Annotated in this window: 16 protein-coding genes and 1 tRNA gene; 6 read left to right on the forward strand and 11 right to left on the reverse strand. The window is 73.7% G+C overall.

Features of this window, described 5'->3' with window-relative positions:
- Window positions 1-13: 13 nt before the first annotated feature.
- Entirely contained in the window at window positions 14-979 is a 966-nt protein-coding gene (locus ACWEV0_RS10700; RefSeq protein WP_453148323.1) for a methyltransferase domain-containing protein, read from the reverse strand.
- A gap of 86 nt (window positions 980-1,065) precedes the next feature.
- On the opposite strand from ACWEV0_RS10700, the gene ACWEV0_RS10705 reads away from it, so the two are divergent.
- The 5 genes from ACWEV0_RS10705 (at window position 1,066) to ACWEV0_RS10725 (ending at window position 9,470) form a co-directional block, all read left to right on the forward strand.
- Window positions 1,066-1,470 carry a globin gene (locus ACWEV0_RS10705; RefSeq protein WP_389206255.1) on the forward strand — a complete coding sequence of 135 codons (405 nt, stop codon included), beginning with the start codon at window positions 1,066-1,068 and terminating at the stop codon, window positions 1,468-1,470.
- Between the two features lie 173 nt (window positions 1,471-1,643).
- Entirely contained in the window at window positions 1,644-4,961 is a 3,318-nt protein-coding gene (locus ACWEV0_RS10710; RefSeq protein WP_453148325.1) for an FtsX-like permease family protein, read from the forward strand.
- 50 nt (window positions 4,962-5,011) lie between these two features.
- Entirely contained in the window at window positions 5,012-7,780 is a 2,769-nt protein-coding gene (locus ACWEV0_RS10715; protein ID WP_453148327.1) for an FtsX-like permease family protein, read from the forward strand.
- Complete coding sequence (locus tag ACWEV0_RS10720; protein WP_453148328.1) at window positions 7,777-8,781, forward strand: ABC transporter ATP-binding protein; 1,005 nt, start codon at window positions 7,777-7,779, stop codon at window positions 8,779-8,781. Before ACWEV0_RS10715 ends, ACWEV0_RS10720 begins: the two co-directional genes overlap by 4 nt.
- Before the next feature lie 77 nt (window positions 8,782-8,858).
- Window positions 8,859-9,470, forward strand: coding sequence for a hypothetical protein (locus tag ACWEV0_RS10725; protein WP_453148330.1), 612 nt, complete (start codon window positions 8,859-8,861; stop codon window positions 9,468-9,470).
- Here the strand turns inward: ACWEV0_RS10725 and ACWEV0_RS10730 are convergent.
- From ACWEV0_RS10730 to ACWEV0_RS10765, 8 genes are all read right to left on the reverse strand, one after another.
- Window positions 9,451-9,840, reverse strand: a complete 390-nt coding sequence (locus ACWEV0_RS10730) for a GNAT family N-acetyltransferase (protein ID WP_453148332.1) — start codon at window positions 9,838-9,840, stop codon at window positions 9,451-9,453. The two genes, ACWEV0_RS10725 and ACWEV0_RS10730, sit on opposite strands and share 20 nt — an antisense overlap.
- Window positions 9,837-10,514 (reverse strand): hypothetical protein, encoded by a 678-nt coding sequence (locus ACWEV0_RS10735; RefSeq protein ID WP_453148334.1) that lies wholly within the window; start codon window positions 10,512-10,514, stop codon window positions 9,837-9,839. The genes ACWEV0_RS10730 and ACWEV0_RS10735 overlap by 4 nt, the downstream gene beginning before the upstream one ends.
- Window positions 10,511-10,936 (reverse strand): acyl-CoA thioesterase, encoded by a 426-nt coding sequence (locus ACWEV0_RS10740; protein WP_453148336.1) that lies wholly within the window; start codon window positions 10,934-10,936, stop codon window positions 10,511-10,513. The genes ACWEV0_RS10735 and ACWEV0_RS10740 overlap by 4 nt, the downstream gene beginning before the upstream one ends.
- 7 nt (window positions 10,937-10,943) lie before the next feature.
- Window positions 10,944-12,608, reverse strand: coding sequence for an energy-dependent translational throttle protein EttA (ettA, locus tag ACWEV0_RS10745; protein WP_403792813.1), 1,665 nt, complete (start codon window positions 12,606-12,608; stop codon window positions 10,944-10,946).
- A 199-nt stretch (window positions 12,609-12,807) separates the two neighbouring features.
- On the reverse strand, window positions 12,808-14,211 hold the full coding sequence (locus ACWEV0_RS10750; RefSeq protein ID WP_453148338.1) for a Cys-Gln thioester bond-forming surface protein: 1,404 nt from the start codon (window positions 14,209-14,211) through the stop codon (window positions 12,808-12,810).
- Between the two features lie 245 nt (window positions 14,212-14,456).
- Entirely contained in the window at window positions 14,457-14,915 is a 459-nt protein-coding gene (locus tag ACWEV0_RS10755) for a single-stranded DNA-binding protein (RefSeq protein ID WP_453148340.1), read from the reverse strand.
- A gap of 172 nt (window positions 14,916-15,087) precedes the next feature.
- Entirely contained in the window at window positions 15,088-16,884 is a 1,797-nt protein-coding gene (locus tag ACWEV0_RS10760; RefSeq protein ID WP_453148342.1) for a GTPase, read from the reverse strand.
- A 4-nt stretch (window positions 16,885-16,888) separates the two neighbouring features.
- Complete coding sequence (locus ACWEV0_RS10765; RefSeq protein WP_453148343.1) at window positions 16,889-18,664, reverse strand: dynamin family protein; 1,776 nt, start codon at window positions 18,662-18,664, stop codon at window positions 16,889-16,891.
- Between the two features lie 273 nt (window positions 18,665-18,937).
- On the opposite strand from ACWEV0_RS10765, the gene ACWEV0_RS10770 reads away from it, so the two are divergent.
- A tRNA-Arg gene (locus ACWEV0_RS10770) sits at window positions 18,938-19,010 on the forward strand.
- A 166-nt stretch (window positions 19,011-19,176) separates the two neighbouring features.
- Here ACWEV0_RS10770 and ACWEV0_RS10775 read toward each other — a convergent pair.
- Both ACWEV0_RS10775 and ACWEV0_RS10780 read right to left on the reverse strand, forming a co-directional pair.
- Window positions 19,177-20,580 carry a tyrosine-type recombinase/integrase gene (locus ACWEV0_RS10775; protein WP_453148344.1) on the reverse strand — a complete coding sequence of 468 codons (1,404 nt, stop codon included), beginning with the start codon at window positions 20,578-20,580 and terminating at the stop codon, window positions 19,177-19,179.
- Window positions 20,580-20,774: a helix-turn-helix transcriptional regulator gene (locus tag ACWEV0_RS10780; protein ID WP_453148345.1), complete on the reverse strand. Its 195-nt coding sequence runs from the start codon at window positions 20,772-20,774 to the stop codon at window positions 20,580-20,582. The genes ACWEV0_RS10775 and ACWEV0_RS10780 overlap by 1 nt, the downstream gene beginning before the upstream one ends.
- Between the last annotated feature and the right edge of the window lie 154 nt (window positions 20,775-20,928).

Raw genomic sequence — 20,928 nt, forward strand, 5'->3', positions numbered from 1 at the left:
CCGTCGCAGGAGTTCAGAGGCCCGGCAGCGGCCAGGCGTACGGCCCCTCGGGGTCGTCCAGCCAGGCCCACTGCCGGTCCTCCCGCACCGTCACCCCGAAGCGCTCCCGCTCCGGCCGCCGTTCGCGCTGCCAGAGCGAGAGCGCTTCGCGCGTGTCCAGGCTGTTCCCGACGAGCCCGGCCAGGAACTGGAAGCGCTCGTCCTCGTACGCCCGGCGCGGCACCCCGCCCATGCGCCGGTGCGGGGCGCGGGCGGCGCCGCCGCGCAGCGGGACGAAGTAGGCGGAGGTGTCGAGGAACCGGCCCTCGGCGTGGTCCGGGTCCTGGACGGCGAGCAGGATCAGGCCGGTGGAGAGCGGTGCGAGGATCCGGCCGCCGGGCCGGCTCTGGGCGAGCCACGGCCGGGGGACGGCAGGCAGCTCGCAGGTGGCGACGATCCGGTCGTACGGGGCGTGCTCGGGGCAGCCGCGGGCGCCGTCGCCGGCGATCACGGCGGGACGGTGGCCGGCGGCGGCGAGGTGGACGCGGGCGGACTCGGCGATCTCCTCGTCCAGGTCGACGGTGGTGACGTGGCGGTCGCCGAGGCGGTGGCAGAGCAGCGCGGCGCCGTAGCCGCTGCCGGCGCCGATCTCCAGGACGTCGTGGCCGTCGTCGATGTCGAGGGCTTCGAGCATCCGGGCCATGAGGGACGGCTGGCTGGCGGAGGAGAGCAGTTCCCCGTCCCGGACGCGGGTGGCGAGAGCTGTGTCCTGGTAGGCCCCGCGCAGCCAGCGGTCCCGCCGTGCCGGGTCGGGGTCGCCGCACCAGAGGCGCTCGTAGCCGGCCGGGCCCGGCACGTAGTAGGAGGGGACGAAGAGGTGGCGCGGGACCTCGGCGAAGGCGGCCCGCCAGGCGGGGTCGCGCAGGGCGCCGTACGCCTCGATCTCGCGCACCAGCGCCCGCCGCGCCCGCGCGCCCTCCTCGGCGAACATGTCGCGCATGCCTCCACTGTGCTGCGCACCGCCCGGATCCGGCCACCAGTCCTAAGCCTCCGGTCCTCCGTCCGGGCATCTGAGACGATGGAACGGTGAACGAGATTCCGCGCGGCACGCTTCAGGAGCAGACCTTCTACGAGCAGGTGGGTGGCGAGGAGACCTTCCGGCGCCTGGTCCGCCGCTTCTACCAGGGGGTCGCGGAGGACCCGCTGCTGCGGCCGATGTACCCGGAGGAGGACCTGGGCCCGGCCGAGGAGCGGCTCGTGCTCTTCCTCATGCAGTACTGGGGCGGCCCCCGCACCTACAGCGACCACCGCGGCCACCCGCGGCTGCGGATGCGGCACGCGCCGTTCACGGTGGACCGGGCGGCACACGACGCCTGGCTGCGGCACATGCGGGACGCGGTGGACGAGCTGGGGCTCGCGCCGGAGCACGAGCAGGAGCTGTGGCGCTATCTGACCTTCGCCGCCTCGGCGATGATCAACACCGCGGAGTAGCTCCTTCGTTTCCCCTCGCGCCCGGACGAACACATTCCGGTGACCGTGTGCCGATTAACGGTCACGATCGGATCAAGGTGCCGGTGAAAGCGGTTTCCAGATCAAGTGCCCTCTGAAAGCATCCGATGAACGTTCGATAGTGAACGATCACGGTGTTTTCAGGGGGGAAACGGGTGACGGGCTTCGTACTCCTACGGGTCAGGGCGCACCGGCTGCTCCTGACCGCCGCCCTGCTCGCCGTCCTCCTGACCACCTCCGTCCTCGCGACCCTCGCCGCCTTCTCCGGCTCCATCGGCGACGCCGCGCTCCAGGGGACCCTGCAGGGCCGGGCCGCGCCCGCCGCCGCGCTCGTCATCAGCGGGCAGATCCCCGAGGACAAGCGGGCGAGCGCCGACGCGGCCGCCCGCGAGGGCACCGAGCGGACCTTCGCCGGGCTGCCGGTGCACGTACGGAAGCTCGCGACCTCCGGCCCGTACGCGCTGCCGCGCTCGCTCCAGCCGCCGGCCGCCCGCGCCGGCGACCCGGACCTCACCCACTTCGCCGCGCTCGACCGCTCCCGGATCACCCTGGTCCGCGGCGCCTGGCCGCGGCCCGCGGCCGCTCCGGGCGAGGCCGTCGAGAGCGCCGTCCCGGAGGAGGTCGCCCGCCGGCTCAAGATCGCCCCCGGCACCGTCCTCGACCTCACCGACCGGCTCGCCGACAAGCCGCTGAAGACCCGGATCACCGGCGTCTACCGGCCCGTCGACACCGCCGACCTGTACTGGCAGCTCGACGCGGCGGGCGGCCGCGGCGTCAAGACGCTCGCCTTCACCACGTACGGGCCGCTGCTCGCCGACCCCGCCACCCTGACGTCCGGCCGGGTCACCGCCGGCGCCACCTCCTGGCTGGGCACCGCCGACTACAGCGCCGTCACCACCGACCGCACCGACGCCCTGCGCGACTCCGCCACCAAGGGGCCGGAGACGGTCCTCGCCGACACGGCCGGCTTCGGCACCACCGTCACCGCCTACACCGCGCTGCCGACCGTCCTGGAGCAGACCGACCGCGCGCTGCTCGTCTCCCGGTCGACCCTCTCCATCGTGGCCGTGCAGCTGGTGCTGCTCGCCGCCTACGCGCTGCTGCTCGTCGCCCGGCTGCTCAGCAGCGAGCGCTCCGGCGAGACCGAACTGCTGCGCGCCCGCGGCGCCTCCCGCCGCCGCATCGCGGGGCTCGCCTCCGTCGAGGCGCTGCTGCTCGCGCTGCCCGCCGCCGTCGCCGCGCCGCTGCTCGCCAACCCGCTGACCCGGCTCTTCGCCGACCGCACCGCGCTCGACGCGCTCGGCCGGCTCGACGCCACTCCCCCGCCGGCCGTCTGGCTCGTCGCCGCCGCCGTCGCGCTGTGCTGCGCTGCCGCCGTCGTCGCCCCGGCGCTCGCCGCCGGGGACGGCGCCGTCGTCTCACTGCGCAGGGGCCGGGCCGCCGCGCTGCCCGCGCCCGTCCGGGCCGGCGCCGACATCGGTCTGCTCGTCATCGCGGGCATCGCCTACTGGCAGCTCGACCGGCAGACCGGCGCGGGCGGCGCCGGTGCGCTCACCGGCGACCGCTCCGGCGGCCTCGGCGTCGACCCGCTGCTCGTCGCCGCGCCCGCCCTCGCGCTGCTCGCCGGCACCGTCCTGACCCTGCGCCTGCTGCCGCCCGCCGCCAAGCTGGCCGAGCGGCGCGCCGCCGGCGGCCGCGGTCTGCCGGCGGCGCTCGCGGGCTGGCAGTTCAGCCGCCGCCCGCTGCGCGGCGCGGGCCCGGTGCTGCTGCTCGTCCTCGCCGTCGCCATGGGCATGCTGGCAATCGGACAGTCCGACTCCTGGGACCGCTCGCAGCGCGACCAGGCCGACTTCAAGGCCGGCGCGGACGTACGGGTGCTGAGCGCGGGCCCCGGCGACCTGGCCGAGACCGAACGCCTTGCCGCGCTGCCCGGGGTCCGGGCGGCGGCGCCCGTGCACCGGGCCGGCACCGACATCGCCGGACACAACGCGACCGTCCTCGCCGTCGACACCCGGCACGCCGCCGACGGCCTGCGGATCCGCCCCGACCTCGCCGGCGGCTCCCCCGCCGCCCGGCTCGCCGCCGTCGCGCCGAAGGCCGGGCCGCACCCCGGCGTCGCCATCCCGGCCGGCACCCGCGCGCTCGCGGTCGAACTGCGCGACAAGGCGCCGCGCGAGACGTTCCCCACGCAGGCCACCGTCGTCCTGGAGGACGGCTACGGCATCCCGTACCGCCGCGCTCTGGGCACCCTCCCCGCCGACGGCCGCACCCACCGGCTCGCCGTCGCGCTGCCGGAACTCCGCGGCGCCGGCGGCTTCAGCGTGGCCGGCCTGGAGATCGGCGGCACGCTCGGCGAGGGCACGGGCGGGCAGCGGGTGCTCACCGTCGGACGGCTGTTCTCCGTCCGCGACGGCGGCGCCGAGCAGCCGATCGACGTGCGCGGGGCGCTGCCGACGTGGTCCGCGCAGTACGCGGCGCGGCTCGCGAACGGCGACAACCCCGAGGTGCCGCTCCGCGGGGTGGCCGGCGCCGACGGGTCGCTCGACGTCACCTTCGACGCGGGCAGCCGGAAGGTCTCGGGCCCCTGGCCCGGCACGGACGACTACGACCTGACGCTCACCGCGCCCCGCCCGGCGCCGCCGAAGCAGATCCCGGCGCTCGCCACCGACGCGTTCCTCACCGCCGCCAAGGCGAAGAAGGGCGACGTCGTCGAGGTCGCCGTCAACGGCTCCACCCTGCGCGTGCTGATCGCCGAGGTCGTCCGGGAGCTGCCGACCACCGGCCCCGGCGCCCGGGCCGTCTCCGCCTCCGCTCCCCCGACCACGCCGCAGGACGGCGGCGCGCTCCTCGTCGACCTCTTCACCGCCAACCGCGCGCTCGCGGCCACGCCCGGCGCCACCCTGCCGCCCACCGAATGGTGGCTGGCCACCGCGCCCGGCCGCGCCGCCGACGTCGCCAGGACGCTGCGGGCCCGCCCGGACGCGGACCCCGCGCAGGTGCTCGTACGGGACGAGGCCGCGGCCGAACTCCTCGGCGACCCGCTCGGCGCGGGCCCCAACTCGGCGCTCATGGCGGTCGCGGCGGCCGCCGCGGCGCTCGCCGCGGTGGGCTTCGCGGTCGGCTCGGCCGGTTCGCTGCGGGAGCGGGCGGAGGAATTCGGCGTCCTGCGCGCGCTGGGCGCGCCACGCCGCCAGCTGGCCCGCCTCATCGCCGCCGAACAGGGCCTGCTCGTCGGCATCGGCCTCCTCGTCGGCGTCGCCCTCGGCACCGTCCTCACCCGGGCCGTCGTCCCCCTCGTCGTCCTCACCGGCCAGGCCGAACGCCCCGTCCCCCGCGTCCTGGTCGAACTCCCCGTCGCCCACGTGGCCCTCCTCCTCGCGGGCGTCGCCGCACTACCGCTCGCGGTCGTCGCGACGATCGCCCTCCGCCGCAACGACCCGGCGACGACGCTGCGGACGCAGGGGGGCCACTGATGGCGTCCCCCGCCCCCGTACGAACCCCTGCCCGCGGAAAGGCGACCGCCATGCCCCGCAAGCCCGCCCGTGCCGTGGCGCCCTGGGTCCGGACCCGGTTGCGGACCGCGCCGGGGGCGGCTCTCGCCTTCGGGCTGCTCGTTCTGGTGACGGCGTTCCTGGCGGCGGCGCTGCCGCGAGCGGTCGACGGGTACGAGACGGACGGGCTGCGGCACGCCATCACGGCCGCGCCGGCGCACCGCAGCGCGATCACGATGACCGCGTCCAGTCTGCGAGCGGAGCAGCTCGAGCCGAAGTGGCTGCGCAGGACCCGGGACGAACTGAGGCCGCTGCTGCCCGCGCCGCTGCGCGTGGAGCTCGCCGACTCGGCGTACGGGGTGCGCACCACCAAGCGGATCCCGGCGTTCGACCCGTGGCTGCCGCAGCCGGACGGGCTGCCGCCCGAGCTGGTCCTGGACGCGCGGGCCGAGCTGGCCGCGCACGCCGTGTACACGGCGGGCCGCGCCCCGCGGGCCGGCGCGGGCGGCTCGATGGAGGCGGCGGTCACGGCGAAGACCGCCAAGGCGCTGCAGCTGAAGGTCGGTTCGGTCGTGCACGTGCCGGGCACCGACGGCGTGCCGAAGGCGGTCACGGTCACCGGCATCGTCGAGCCGAAGGACGTCGGGCGCCCGTTCTGGTCGGTCGACCCGCTCCTGCACACGCCGCTCTTCACGGCCAAGGGCGTCACCGAGCCCAAGTGGTACTGGGTGGCGACGCTGATCGTGGCGCCGGAGAGCGGGCCCGGGCTGCTCAGGACCCTCGGCGAGCCGGAGCAGTACTGGCGCTACGCCCCCGCCACCGGCCACCTCACCGCCCAGGACACCGACCGGCTCGCCACCGCGCTCGACTCGGCGGCCGCCGGCCCCGACCTGGTGAAGCTGCGGCAGGCCGTGGGCGAGAACGGCGCGTTCGACACCGACCTGGACGAGCTCGTCGCCGGCTACGCCGGGCTGCGGGACGTCATCGCGTCGGTGGTCGCGGTCGCCGCCTTCGGCGTCGGCGCGGTAGCGGTGGTCGTCCTCGCGATGACGGGCGGTCTGTTCACCACCCGGCGGCGCGCCGAGCTGGCGCTGCTGCGCTCCCGCGGCGCCTCGCTGACCGGCATCGGCGGGCGGCTGCTCGGCGAGACGATCGTGATCACGGTTCCGGCGGCCGCGCTCGGACTGCTGCTCGCGGCTGTGCTCACCGACGCCCCCGGCGCCCGGCTCTGGCCGGCCTGCGCGGCGGCCGCCGCGGTCGCACTGCTCGCCTCGCTCGTACTGCCGCTGCGCGCGGTCTTCCTGCACCGGCGCCCCCAGCTGCACGGTGGGCGGGAGGACGTCATCACGGCCCGGCCGTCGCGGCGCCGCACGGTCGCCGAGCTCACCTTCCTCGTCCTCGCGGCCGGCGCGGTCACGGCGCTGCGCCGCCGCGGCACCGGCGACTCCGGCTCGGTCGACTACCTGGTCAGCGCCGCACCGGTGCTGGTCGCGCTGATCGCCGCCTTCGTGCTCGTACGGCTGTATCCGCTGCCGCTGCGCTGGCTGGCCCGGCCCGCGCGCCGGCTGCGCGGCGTGGTCGGCTATCTGTCGCTGGCCCGGGCCGGCCGGTCCTCGGCGGCCGGCGCGCTGCCGCTGCTCGCGCTGCTCGTGGCACTGACCACGGCCGCGGTCGGCGGCGCGGTGCTCACCGGTGTCGCCGCCGCCCGCGACAAGGCGGCCCATCTGGCGACCGGCGCGGACGCCCGGGTGAGCAACGACGTCGGCTGGACCCCGCTGCCCGCCGGGCTGGCCGAGACCGTGCGGGACTTCCCCGGGGTGCGGGAGGTGGCGCCCGTGCAGATCGAGTACGGCCTGGAGCTGCCGTCCCGGCGCGGCTCCACCGACCCCGGCATGGGCGCCCCGCTGGTCGGCGTCGAGCCCGCCTCGTACGCCCGGCTCGCGGCCCGTACCGGCTTCGGAGCGTTCCCCGCCGACCTGCTGAAGTCCACCGGCACCGGCGGGCCCGCCAACGTCGGCAACAACGCCCGGGTCATCCCGGCGATCGCCTCGCCGGCGGTGGCCGACCGGCTCGGCGACAAGCCGATGGAGATCACCGCGGCGGCCGGGCGGTTCCACGTCCGGGTGGTCGCCGTGCGCACCGTCACCCCGGCCCTGCCCGACAAGGACTTCCTCCTCGTCAACGCCGACGACCTGGTCAACCGGGCGCCCACCGCGCTGCTCGTCACCGGCGACGGGGACGGGAGGCTGGACGGCCCGGCGCTGCGCGCCGCGGTGGCGGCGAAGGGCGAGAACGACCAGGTGACCCTGGCCGCGGAGAAGCGCGCCGGGTACGTCGACTCGCCGATGCAGACCGGCGCCGAGCGGCTCTACCTCGCCGCCATCGCCGCCGGTGCCGGCTACGCGGTCCTCGCCCTGCTGCTCTCGCTGCTCCAGGTCGCGCCCGAGCGTGCCACGCTGCTGGCCCGGCTGCGCACCATGGGCCTGACCCGCGGCCAGGGCCGGCGGCTGCTCGCCCTGGAGGCCCTGCCGCAGGCGCTGCTGGCGGCGGTCGGCGGCGCGCTCGTCGGCTGGGCGACGATCCTGCTGCTCGCGCCCGGCATCGACCTGGTCCGGCTCGCGCTCGCCGGGGCGCCCGAGGAGGCCATGGGTCTGGGCGCGGCGCTGCGGGCGGACGTGTGGTCGCTCGGGCTCCCGGCGGCCGGTGTGGTGCTGCTGGCGGGCGGGGCGGCGCTGGTGCAGGCGTGGTGGGCGGCGCGCAAGGGCTCGATCCAGGAACTCAGGGCAGGAGACGCACGATGACGACGACCACGGGGACCTCCGGCGCCTCCGCTGCCGGGAATTCCGGGGCTTCGGGGGCTTCCGGGACCACGCTGGAGGAGCTGGAGCGGCGGGCGACGGCGCATCGCGACCGGCCCGAGTACGGTCATGACGCGCTGATCGCCTGTGACCGTCTCGTACGGATCTTCACCACCGACGGGGTGGAGGTGCAGGCCCTCCAGGGCCTGGACCTGCTGGTCCGGGAGGGCGAGCTGATGGCCCTGGTCGGCGCGTCCGGCTCGGGCAAGTCGACCCTGATGAACATCCTGGCCGGGCTCGACGTGCCGACCGCCGGCGCGGCGAAGGTCGCGGGCTGCGACCTGCTCGCGATGGACGGCAAGGCGCGGCTCCGCTACCGCCGCGAGGTCGTCGGCTTCGTCTGGCAGCAGACCGCGCGCAACCTGCTGCCGTATCTGACGGCGGCGCAGAACGTGGCACTGCCCATGCAGTTGAAGGGCGGCGGCCGGTCCAGGGACAAGGCGCGGCGGGCGGAGGAGCTGCTCTCGATGCTGGGCATCGCGGAGATCCGCGACCGCCGGCCGCACCAGCTGTCCGGCGGCCAGCAGCAGCGGGTCGCGATCGCCGTCGCCCTCGCCAACGACCCGTCGGTGCTGCTCGCCGACGAGCCGACCGGTGAGCTGGACTCGGCCACCGGTGAGCAGATCTTCGCGGCCTTCCGGCGGGCCAACGAGGAGCTGGGCACGACGATCGTCATCGTCACCCACGACCAGGCGGTCGCCTCCGAGGTGCGCCGCACGGTCGCCATCCGCGACGGCCGCACCTCCTCCGAGGTGCTGCGGCGCACGGAGATCGACGCGGAGGGCCAGGAGTCCCTGGTGGCACGGGAGTACGCGATGCTCGACCGGGCCGGCCGGCTCCAGCTGCCCGCCGAGTACACGGAGGCGCTCGGCATGAAGCACCGGGTGGCCCTGGAGCTGGAGCAGGACCACATCGGGGTCTGGCCGGACGACACGGAGCGCTGAGGCCGGAGCGCCCAAGCCCTACCGCCGGCGGAACCGGTGCGGGGCGGGCGCCCGTCCCCGTACCGGGGGTGTGGTTCATGCCGAAGGTCGTGTCGTACGCCGGTGCGGTGCTCGTGCCCGCCGGTGCCGGTGTCCTGCTGTACCTGTGGGCGTCCTGGAGCATGCTCCGGTCCACGAGCGTTCCCGTGGCGGTGGCCCTCGTGGTGGGTGTGCTGCTGGCCGGGGTCGCCCTCGCCCTGCACAACGCCCTCTTCCGGGAGGGCGGGAGCATCGTCGCGGTGCTGCTCCTCGTGGCGGGCCTGGGGTCGGTGTGGGTGGAGGCGCGGGACTCGCGGGTGCGCGGCGCGACCGTCGAGTGCGTGGTGGTCGGCAAGCCGAAGGCGGTGTTCCACGAGACGTTCGGCGAGGACGCGCCGCCCAGCTACTGGCTGTACCACCACACCCTGGACTGCCAGGGCGGGTACCCGTCCGACTTCACGGCACGGGAGCGGATCGCGGAGCCCGGCGCCCCGGTCCGCATCGCCTATGACCCGGAACACCGGATGGACCCGGTCCTGGCGAAGGACAACGTGTCGACGGGCTCCCCGGTCGTCCCGTCAGTGCTCCTGACGCTGTGCGCGGCGCTGACGGCGGCGACGATCGCGCGGGAGGGGCGTCCGGGCGCCGGGCTCAGCCGGTCAGCGGCATGAGGCCGGCGGCGGTGGGCCGGAAGCCGCACTCCTCGTAGAAGCCGGTGAGGTGCGGCTCGTGGTCCACGTGCAGCCAGTGCGCGCCGCGCTCGCGGGCGGCCTCGGCCGCCTTGCGTACGAGGGCGACGCCGAGCCCCCGGCGGCGCTCGTCCGGGTGAACGGTGGTGTCGAGCACGAAGGCGTGCGCGCCGCCGTCACCGGCCACGTTCACATAGCCGACGAGACGCCCGTCGCGGCGTGCGGTGACGTGCAGCAGCCGGCGGGCGAACACGGGGCCGAAGTCGGTGTCCCGGTGGCCGGGCCAGGAGGCGTGGAAGAGCTCGTTGAGCTCGGGGCCGGTGAGCGGGCCCTCGACCACGGGAGTGATCACCGGGCGGCGCCCGGCGTCACGCTCAGCGCCATCGGAACGGTCCGCAGCGCGACCGAGCCGTACGGGGTGCGGAGCCGGAGCCAGGGCCCGGCGGCGAACAGTGCCACCGGCAGCTCCTCGCCGGGGAGGCCGGGCAGGAAGCCGAGGGACTGGGCCGCGTGCGCGGCGCGCAGCGGCAGGCCCGTACCGGCGAAGGTGCGGGACCAGATCTCGCGGCCGAGGCGGTCGCGCTCGGCGCGGGTGCGCCGCTCCTCGGGCAGGGCCTCGTCGCGGGTCCGGAACTCGGTCACGGCCGCGGCGACCGCGCCCCGTATCTCGGCGACCGGCGGCAGCCCGGCCACCGGCTCCCAGCCGGCGCGCGGCGGCAGGACGCCGGCCCAGGGCGGGCCGGTGACGGGGCCGGGGACAAACGCCTTGCCGGCCGACTCCTCGATGCCTTCGAGGAGTTCGCCGGCCGAGACGGTGACGTCCAGGTCGACCGCGTCGACCAGCTGCGCCGTGCGGATCGCGATGACCTCGAACGACGGCGGCCGCCCGAACACGGCGAGCGCGCCGCCCCCGGCCTGGAGGCGGACGGCGGCGGCGCGGTCGTAGTGCAGCAGCCGGCGCAGGAAGGCGGCGAGGCCCGCCGCCTCCCTGGGGTCGGCGAAGTGCAGCGGCGCGATGGCGGTCATGCGGCGGAGGTCATCCCGTCGTCCATGTACTCCTTGAGGAAATGCTTCTCCTCGTCGGAGATACGGCGCGGGCGCTGCGTCTCCAGGTTGAACGGCACGACGACCGTGGACGCCCGGACGTACGTGACGTCGGGGTCCTTGATCTCGTACGCGATCGTCAGCGAGGCCGCGCCGATCTTGGTCACCCAGGACTCGATGGTGACCGGCTCGTGCCGGTGGACCAGCGGCCGCAGGTAGTCGATCTCGTGCCGGGCCACGACGGACCCGCCGGAGAACGACGGGCTCCCGTCCCCCGGCGCGAGCCGGAACATGAAGTCGATCCGGGCCTCCTCCAGGTAGCGGAGGAAGACCACGTTGTTGACGTGCCCGAAGGCGTCCATGTCCGACCAGCGCAGGGGGCAGGAGTAGATGTGCCGAGCCATGAAGTGATCAGCCTCGGGTCAGCTTCTTGTAGGTGGCACGGTGCGGACGGGCCGCGTCCGGGCCGAGGCGCTCGATCTTGTTCTTCTCGTACGACTCGAAGTTGCCCTCGAACCAGAACCACTTCGAGTCGCCCTCGTACGCCAGGATGTGCGTGGCGACCCGGTCGAGGAACCAGCGGTCGTGGGAGACGACCACGGCGCAGCCCGGGAAGTCGAGCAGCGCGTTCTCGAGCGAGGACAGGGTCTCGACGTCGAGGTCGTTGGTGGGCTCGTCGAGGAGCAGCAGGTTGCCGCCCTGCTTGAGGGTGAGCGCCAGGTTGAGGCGGTTGCGCTCACCACCGGAGAGCACGCCGGCCGGCTTCTGCTGGTCCGGGCCCTTGAAGCCGAACGCGGAGACGTAGGCGCGGGACGGCATCTCGACCTGGCCGACGTTGATGTAGTCGAGGCCGTCGGAGACGACCTCCCACAGCGTCTTCTTCGGGTCGATGTTGGCGCGGCCCTGGTCGACGTACGAGATCTTGACGGTCTCGCCGACCTTGATCTCGCCGGAGTCCGGGGTCTCAAGGCCCTGCAGCATCTTGAAGAGCGTGGTCTTGCCGGCGCCGTTCGGGCCGATCACGCCGACGATGCCGTTACGGGGCAGGGTGAAGGACAGGTCGTCGACCAGGACCTTCTCGCCGAAGGCCTTGTTGAGCTTCTCGACCTCGACGACGATGCTGCCCAGACGCGGGCCCGGCGGGATCTGGATCTCCTCGAAGTCCAGCTTCCGCATCTTGTCGGCCTCGGCGGCCATCTCCTCGTAGCGAGCGAGACGCGCCTTGGACTTGGCCTGGCGGCCCTTGGCGTTGGAGCGGACCCACTCCAGCTCTTCCTTGAGGCGCTTTTGGCGCTTGGCGTCCTTCTGGCCCTCGACCTTGAGGCGGGACGCCTTGTTCTCCAGGTAGGTGGAGTAGTTGCCCTCGTACGGGATGGCGCGGCCGCGGTCGAGCTCGAGGATCCACTCGGCGACGTTGTCGAGGAAGTACCGGTCGTGGGTGATGGCCACGACGGTGCCCTTGTACTGGGCGAGGTGCTGCTCCAGCCAGTTCACCGACTCGGCGTCGAGGTGGTTGGTGGGCTCGTCGAGCAGCAGCAGGTCGGGGGCCTCGAGCAGCAGCTTGCAGAGCGCGACGCGGCGCTTCTCGCCACCGGAGAGGTTCACGACCTGCCAGTCGCCGGGCGGGCAGCCCAGGGCGTCCATGGCCTGCTCCAGCTGGGCGTCGAGGTCCCACGCGTTGGCGTGGTCCAGGTCGTCCTGGAGCTTGCCCATCTCCTCCATGAGCTCGTCCGTGTAGTTCGTGGCCATCTCCTCGGCGATGGCGTTGAACCGGTCGAGCTTGCCCTTGATCTCGGCGACGCCGTCCTCGACGTTCTGCAGGACGGTCTTGGACTCGTCGAGCTTCGGCTCCTGCATGAGGATGCCGACCGAGTAGCCCGGAGAGAGGAACGCGTCACCGTTCGACGGCTGCTCCAGACCGGCCATGATCTTCAGCACGGTGGACTTACCGGCACCGTTCGGGCCGACCACACCGATCTTCGCACCGGGCAGGAAGCTCAGCGTCACGTCATCGAGGATGACCTTGTCGCCGTGCGCCTTGCGCGTCTTGCGCATGGTGTAGATGTACTCAGCCAAGAGAAACCGTCCGGCAAGGAGTGAGTGGGCAGATGTACTCCATCTTGCCTGACCGAGCCCCGTCGGCGGAAACCAGTACTGCCGGGGCGGCCTGACCTGCGCCTTCCCTGAGCGACCGGATGGTCACCGTGGGTGGGCGGCGGCAGCGGAACGGCCCCGCCGCGCGGTGCGCGGCGGGGCCGTCGTCAGCCGCTGGTGCCTACTGGCCGGCCGTCTTCTTCCTGCGGAGGACGAAGACCGCGCCGCCGCCGACCACGACGAGCGCGACGGCGATGCCGGCGATCATCGGGGTGGCGCTGGAGCTACCGGTCTCGGCGAGGTCGCCGCCACCGTTGGTGCCGGTCGTGCCGCCGGAGGTGGTGCCGCCGGTGGCCGGGGTCTGGGACGGCGACGGGGTGTCGGACGGCTTCGGGCCGGGGGTGGCCGTCTTGCAGTCGAGGACGCCCTCGATGACCTTCTCGAACCCGTTCGGGCCGGTGATCGTGAACTTGTACGCCTCGTCCTCGGCGACCGGGACGGTGAACGTCTCGGACTTGCCCGGGGCGATCGTGTGCTTCTCGCCCTTCAGGTCGAAGGTCCAGTCCTCGTCACCCTCGTTGGAGGCGGTGATGTCGACGCCGCCCTTGGCGCAGTTCTTCACGGCCGTGACGGCGGGGACGGCGCCCTGCTTCGCCCAGGTCGCGGTCGCCTTGGCGGTGACGGTCGAGGTGCTGGTGCCGGCCAGGATCAGCGTCTGGCTCTTGACCCGCTTGCTGACGAAGGCACGCCCGATCGGGACGGTGGTGTTCGCCTGCACGTTCACCTCGGCGGCGCCGTCGGCGGTGCCGGCCGGGACGTCGAGCCAGAACTTGCTGTCGCCCTTGTTGACGCCGCTGACGGCCTTGCCGTCCTTGTCGACGATCTTCACGCCGGCGGGGGCGCCGGGCGCGAGGGAGACCGTGGCGCTGTCGGCGTTGGTGTCGACCGTGATCGGGCCGAGGCGCTGGCCGGCCTTGCCGGCCACCGAGGACGGCGACAGGCTGAGCGAGGCCGACGGCTCGGACAGCTCGACCGCCTTCTCCTCCAGGTAGTCGGTCAGCTTCGCCGCGTCAGGGTTGACGGGGGTGGCCTCGACCTTGTCGGAGAAGTGCCAGATCGCGGCCTGGGTGGCGGCGGCGGCGGTGCGCGGGGTGAGCTTCCCGGCGCCGGCCTTCTTGGCCAGGTCACCGAGGTCGTTCACCTGCGGGTAGGAGTTCTGCAGGATCCAGCGGATCTTGCCGGCGTCCGGGTTGTTGTGGAGCGACGACTGGTCCCAGCCGACCTCGTCGTAGTCCTCGCCGTTGATGGCGTTGGTGTGGAAGTCGATGCAGTAGGTCTGGATGGACCCACCGGACTTCACGTCCATGCTGAAGAGGCCGGCGGCGTACGTCTTGCCGGTCGCCTCGATGGTCACCCTGTCGTAGATCTTCAGGCCGCCGAGCGTCGCCGTGGCACCGCCGGTGCCCTGGCCGCCCTCGTCCGCCGCCGCCGGTCCCGCGACAGCTATCGCGCCGGCCGCGACGAGGCCCGAGACCACGGTCGCGGCGGCAAGGCGGGCAACGCCGCGCCTCCGTACAGAAAACATGGATTTCCCCTCCGGACAGGCTGCTCCGCGCCTTCGATCGAGACGCGTGGGGGGAGCGCCTGTCTGCAACTCACTGACCCACAGGAAGCAAGTGCCTCATGAGTAACCGGAATCCTAAGGACGGGGAAGCGCGCTGTATCCCGTCGTACGGTCTGATAACCATTCCGACTCGAAATCGTTATCAGGCACCACCAGTTGAGGCGAAACAGCAGGTCAAGGTATCGACAAATCCCCACAACGGTCGGTCAGGGGACGGTTACGGCGGGGGTCTGCCAGGGGTCGGGTTCAGCTTCGGAAGGTTTCGGAACTTGCCCTTCCGGTACGGGTGTTTCCGCCACGGCCCCCTGCCGCACCGTCCGCCGGAAGGCCGCCGTCCCGCGCGTCAGGTCGTGCCCGACGGCCGTCGCGTCGACGTCCACGAAGGTCTTGCGCTTGCCTTCCAGCTCCTCCTCACGGACCCTCAGCCTCCCGTGCACCACCAGTGGTTCGCCCACCGACACCGAGGCCGCCAGGTTCACCCCCAGCGAGCGCCAGGCACAGACCGTGTAGAAGCTGGTCGGCCCGTCCGTCCACACCGCGCGCTCGCGGTCCCAGCGCCGGGCGGACACCGCGAAGCGGAACCGGGCCACCCCGCCCGTGACCGTCTCGCGGTACTCCACGTTCGTCGCCACGTTGCCGACCAGGGTCACCGTCGTCTCGTTCATGTCCCGCACCTCTTTCCCACCGGTTTCCCACCGGGCTTCCGTTGCCTGGATTCCATGCTGGCGCCGGACCGGAAGACCCGCTGGAAGCTGTGGACAGGCGGGGAGTTGTGGAAAACCCCGCCACCCTTCCGGGTGACGGGGTCGAGGGACAAGCCCCTGGGCGGCCCGGGGTTCACCTGCGGCCGGCGCCCGCCCGCCTCGGCCCGAGGCGCCCGGCGCCCGCGATCCGGCTCGCCACCCGGGTGGCGCCGGAGGCCGTCACGAACTGCTCGCGCACCTCCCGGTACCGCATCAGCTCCGCCGCGATCGGGTCGAGGACCCGGGCCCGTCCGCAGGCCGCGACCGCCTCGCGCAGCTTGCGCTCGGCCTCCTGCCCGTACCGCAGCGCCGGCCCCCGTACCGCCGCCGCGCAGGCCCACTCCACCAGCGGACCGCCGACGATGCCCGCGACCATGACGAGGACGGGCGCGAGCAGCCCCGGCTGCAGGACGCCCACGATCTGCCCGACCAGCCACAGCGCGCCGAGGAACTGCAGCAGGGTCATCACCACCTGCGCGAGGACGGCGGCCGGCCACCACGCGGGCCGGGGCGGCCGGGCCGCCGGGTCGCCCATGGTCGCCGTCAGCTCGTCGAGCGCTTCCGGCAGCCCGTCCGCGCCGCGTGCCGCCGCCTCGCGCACGGCCTGCGCCCAGGGCCCGGGCAGGCCCCGCGATGCCTCGTCGGACACGATCCGGACGGCCTGCTCGACCCGTTGACGTGCGGTCAGCTCGTCCTCGGCCGGGGCTTCGAGGCGCGGGTCGGTGCCGGTGCCGTGCGCGCGGATCCGCTCGTACCAGCGGTAGAGCCGCAGCCAGGGCGTCCCGCAGGCCTTGATGGCACCCCGCCGCCAGACGCGTTCGGCGGCCTCGCCGGCCGCGTGCGCGCCGACCGCGAGCGCGAGCCGGTCGGCGAAGTCCTCCCGGGCCCGCTCGCCGAGCCCGGGCCGGCCGTCGGCAACGTACACCGGCCGCAGCCTGGCCGCGGCGGCGTCGACGTCGGCGGCGAGCCGGCGCTCGGGCGCGGTGCGTTCCTGCACGAACCGGCCGAGCATCTCGCGGAGTTCCGGGACGCCGTCCCCGGTGAGGGCGGAGAGCGCGAGCACGGTCGCGCCCGGTTCGCCGTGCTCGCCGAGCGCCACGCCGTCCTCGTCGAGGAGGCGGCGCAGGTCGTCGAGGACGAGGTCGGCGGCCTCGGTGCCGAGCCGGTCGATCTGGTTGAGGACGACGAAGGTGACCTCGGCGTGTCCGGCGAGCGGCCGCAGGTAGCGCTCGTGGAGCGCCGCGTCCGCGTACTTCTCCGGGTCCACCACCCAGATCACCGCGTCCACCAGGCCGAGCAGCCGGTCCACCTGGTCGCGGTGGGCGGTGACGGCGGAGTCGTGGTCGGGCAGGTCGATGAGGACGAGCCCCTGGAGGTCGCTGTCGCCCGCGCCGCCCGCGAGCGGTCTGCGGCGCAGCCGGCCGGGGATGCCGAGCCGGTCGAGCAGCCCCGCGGCCCCCTCGGACCAGGAGAGGGCGAGCGGCGCGGCGGTGGTGGGGCGGCGCAGCCCGGTCTCGGAGACGGGGACGCCGGCGAGGGCGTTGAAGAGGGTCGACTTGCCGCTGCCGGTGGCGCCGGCGATGGCGACGACGGTGTGCCGGGCGGACAGCCGCTGCCGGGCCGCGGCCTCGTCGAGGACCCGGCCGGCCTCGGCCAGGACCTCGCTCTCGACGCGGGTGCGGGACAGGCCGACGAGTTCGTGGAGGGCGTCGAGGCGGGTGCGCAGGGCGCCGCCGTAGACGCCGCCGAGGACAGGAAGGGAGTCGTCCGGGGAGCCGTCGTCGGGCCCGGGGGCGTCGCCGGCGGCCGCGGCGGGCCGTTCGGAGGCGCGCCGGGCGATGAGCCCGTCGTCCCAGCGGGCGGCCGGCTCCTGGCACTTCTCGTCGTCCACGGCGTCACTTCTCCTTCTGCAGTACGGAGAGCGCGGCGATCAGTTCGGCCTGCGGCTCGGGGGTCACGTCGAGGGCGTCGAGGGGCGCGAGAAGCCGGTCGCGTTCGGCGTGCAGGGCGCGGTCGAGGTACGTGGCGAGCAGCTCGCCGCCCTTGTCGCGCAGGCGCAGTGCGCCCTGGGCGCCGAGGAGTTCGGCGAGCCGGTCACCGGCGGCGCGGGTGCGGCGCCCGCCGAGCAGGACGGCGGCGAGGAGGGCGGTGAGGGTCTCGGTGTCGGGGGCCGCGGCGGCGGCCGCGCGCTTCCCGGCCCTGACCGGGCCCCGCCCCGGGCCCCGCGAGGCGGCCGGGCGTTCCATCTCCCGTACCTCCTCCTCGACCATCTCCTCCAGGACGCGCCGCCAGCGCCGTACGGTGATGGCGATCCGCTCGCCGGAGTCCCTGCCCGCGTCCTTGTCCTTGCCGAAGTCCTTGCGTTCCCCGGGCCGTTCACCGGGCGCGAGGGATCCGTGCACGAGGGCGCCGTGTACGGGCGAGGCATGTACGGGCGAGCTGTGTACGAGGGCGCCGGCGGCCGGAGCCCCGGGTGCGAGGGCGCCGGCGGCCGGTTCGCGGCGCCAGGCGTCCCGGACCCGCTCGTCGGCGGCGGCGACGGCGCACTGCACGAGCGCGGCGAGGGACTCGACGAGGGCGTCGACGAGCTCGTCGGCGGAGCTGTCGCGGGGGTAGCCGCGCCAGCGGGTCCGGGCGTCCCCGGCGAGCACGGCGCCCCGGCGGACCTGCTCGCGGACCCGCCGCCCCTGCTCCTCGTACGCGGCCTCGACGGCGCCGCCGAGCCGTACGGCCGCCGCGTACTGGGCCGCGACCGCCCCGGCCAGCTCCGGCATCCGGGTGTCGAGGGAGTCGATGACGCCGGCGGCGGTCCGGCCGACGGCCTGCTGGCGGGCGGCCGGGTCCTGGGCGCAGTGGGCGAGCCAGCCGCGCAGCGGGGCCACGGCGTTGTCGGGCAGCAGTCCGCTGCCGCCGCCGGTGGACTCGGGCAGTTCGGGGATGGTGAACCGGGGCAGGTCGCCGAAGCCGGCCTTGTCGAGCAGCGCCTCGTACTGCCGGGACACCTCGCCGATGACCTGGTGCGGGACCCGGTCGAGGACGGTGACCAGGGTGGCGTCGTACTCCTTGGCGGTACGGAGCAGATGCCAGGGCACGGCGTCGGCGTACCGGGACGCGGTGGTGACCATGACCCAGATGTCGGCGGCGCAGATCAGTTCGGCGGCCAGGAGCCGGTTCTCCACGACGAGCGAGTCGATGTCGGGCGCGTCGAGCAGCGCCAGCCCGCGCGGCAGGGTGGCGGCGGTCTCCAGGCGCAGGGCGTTGTCCTCGGGCGGCTCCTCGGGCGGGTGGTCGTCGTCCTGAGCCGGCAGCCAGACCCGGGTGAGCTGCGGCAGCACCCGCATCCCGGCGAACCAGTGGTGGTCTTCCGGGTGGCACACGAGCACGGGCGTCCGCGTGGTCGGCCTGAGCACCCCGGCCTCGCTGACCCGGCGCCCCACCAGCGAGTTGACGAGCGTCGACTTCCCGGCCCCGGTGGAGCCGCCGACGACCGCGAGCAGCGGTGCGTCGGGGTCTTTCAGACGGGGCACCAGATAGTCGTCGAGCTGTGCGAGCAACTCGGCCCGGGTCTGCCGGGCCCGCGGCGCGCCGGGAAGCGGGAGGGGGAGACGCACGGCGGCGACACGGTCGCGCAGGGCGGAGAGTGCGTCGATCAGCTGAGGCCGTTCGTCCAAGGTCACCACATGCGAAGAATGCCCAATTTTGGAGCCTTTTTGAAGCGTATTGCGGCCCTGCGCGCCGACCGAACGGATGTAGCCGGGGACCTCGCCCGCACCCCCGGGCATAACGACTGCACAACACCCGGCCCGAGTGGCGCGAAAAGCGCTGCACGAATCGCACCTGCCTGCGATTATCGGACCGCTTCACCGAACCTCCACATCGTGCCACGCAGGTGAAGCAACCGGGCCAGGGTGATCGGACCCCTATCCTTGACCCCACCATCACGGGCCCCCGTAGCTCAGCGGATAGAGCAGGTGCCTTCTAAGCACTTGGCCGCAGGTTCGAGTCCTGCCGGGGGCGCAAAGCCAGGACCCTCCTTCGGGAGGGTCTTTTTGCTGGTCAAGTGGCATTTCTGTGATCGTCCTGACCCGCAGGACACGCCCCCGGCGGGCACGGGGGGTGTCCGGCGGTGTCCGGCTGTCACTGGGTTTCTGCGGGTGGCTGCGGAGAATACGCGGTGAAGATCTCAGGCGGCCCCCGCCCTGGCCGGATCCCTTAGCTCACCCGCCTGCTCGATGCGCTTCTTCAGGTCATCGAGCTGCCCGTCGATGCACCGGGCGTACGTCGTGAGCAGCACCGGAACGCTGTTCCCTGCCCACTCGGCCACGGTGGCGGCGGGCACGCCAGCGTTGAGCCAGTTGGTCAGGCAGGTGTGCCGGAGGTCGTACACGCGGCGGCCCAGGGGCGTGCCGAACTCGTAGGGCGTAAGCACTTCCTTCCGCGCTCGCCGCCACGCCCGCCTGATCACGGACCCGGCGAGGTCTCCGCCCTTCTCCCCCTGCATCAGGAGATCACCAGGCTTCAGCCCCTCCTTCTCGATGTGGGCCCGGAGGATCCGGGTCAAGGCCGGACGGCACGGAACCGTGCGCGTGTCGTCCGCGGCCCGCGCCTTCAGCCCGCGCTTCTCGCGCACCTCTCCCGTATCCGTCCACCGCTTGCCCACCTCGGGGTGGGCGGTGTGAAGCAGCAGCTCGCCCCACTGGTCCTCCGCGTCCGGGGCGGGCAGACGCACGTCCCCGACGTCGATGGCCACGACCTCCTCGGGCCGGGCCCCGGCGTAGTACATCGTGGCGAAGAAGGTGTGCAGCCGCCGGCCGCCCCGCGGCCGCGCGTAGACCCACCCGAGCAGGTCGGCGGCCTGCTCGCTGTTGAGCAGCGCCCGCTTGTCGACGGCGGAGGACGTCTTGGCAGCTGTGGTGTTGGTGGCCTTGCCCTTCGGGAGCGGGTTCGCCTTGAGCACCTTCTTCTTGACCGCGTACTCGAAGAGGACGTTCAGGACGCGCTTGGTCCGCCGGGCCGAGCTGGCGGCCACGGGCGTGCCGTCCAGCTTCGTCCCGGCTGCGCGCAGTGCCGTCTCCACGGTGTCCTCGTCTTCCCATGCAGACATGGCGAGCGAGTTGCGCTGCACCCAGCGCAGGACCACGGCGACCTCCGGCGGGGCCTCGTCTCGCCGGAGGGTGTTGAAGGCGTACTCGCGGAGGGCCCGACGGACGTCGACTCCCTTGAACGCGGTCGGCTGAGAGCGGAGCAGCGCGATCGTGACGGGCGTGAGCGCCTTCGCCACGTTCCTGCGATTGTTCGCGGACGTCCGCTCCCAGAGCTGGTCGACGAACTGGATCGCGAAGTCGTACCACTTCACGCCGGCCGCTCGGGACTGGTACGAGACCGGCAAGCCGGTGGAGAGGCTGAACGCCTCCCCCTTGCGGGCGGCGGACACCAGTCCGGAGCGGAAGGAGTCCGCGAGGGCGACGTTGTTGAACGGCTTCCGCCACTCCTCTCCCTCCAGGATCCAGCGGACCGTGTACGTGGTCTTCGTCTTGCCCACGTACACGGAGGTCTTCCAGAACTTCACGTCGTAAGTCGTGTCCATCAAGCAGCGTCCTCGTGCTCGTCCAGCCAGATCTCAAGGTCGAGCCGACGCACGCGGAGGGCGCCGTTCGGCAGCTTGATGCAGCGGGGGGCCCGCTGCTTCTGGCGCCAGTCATAGAAGGTGGAGCGGGTGATGCCGAGCTCGTCGCACAGCTCGGGAACGGTGAGCATCGCGCGCGTCTTGGGCGCGGCCATAGGTGTCCCTCCTAAGGGCATGGAGGTGGGCTTGCTGTGGGTCGCTGTAGGCGGCGCGCTGCCGACTCCAGGCATCGCGCGGCTGGGAGCAGGGCTTCTCGGACGCCCGCGTGTGTCCGAGGTGGGGATTTCTGCGTCACTGCGTCATCAGCGT

Source organism: Streptomyces sp. NPDC003943, assembly GCF_053605265.1.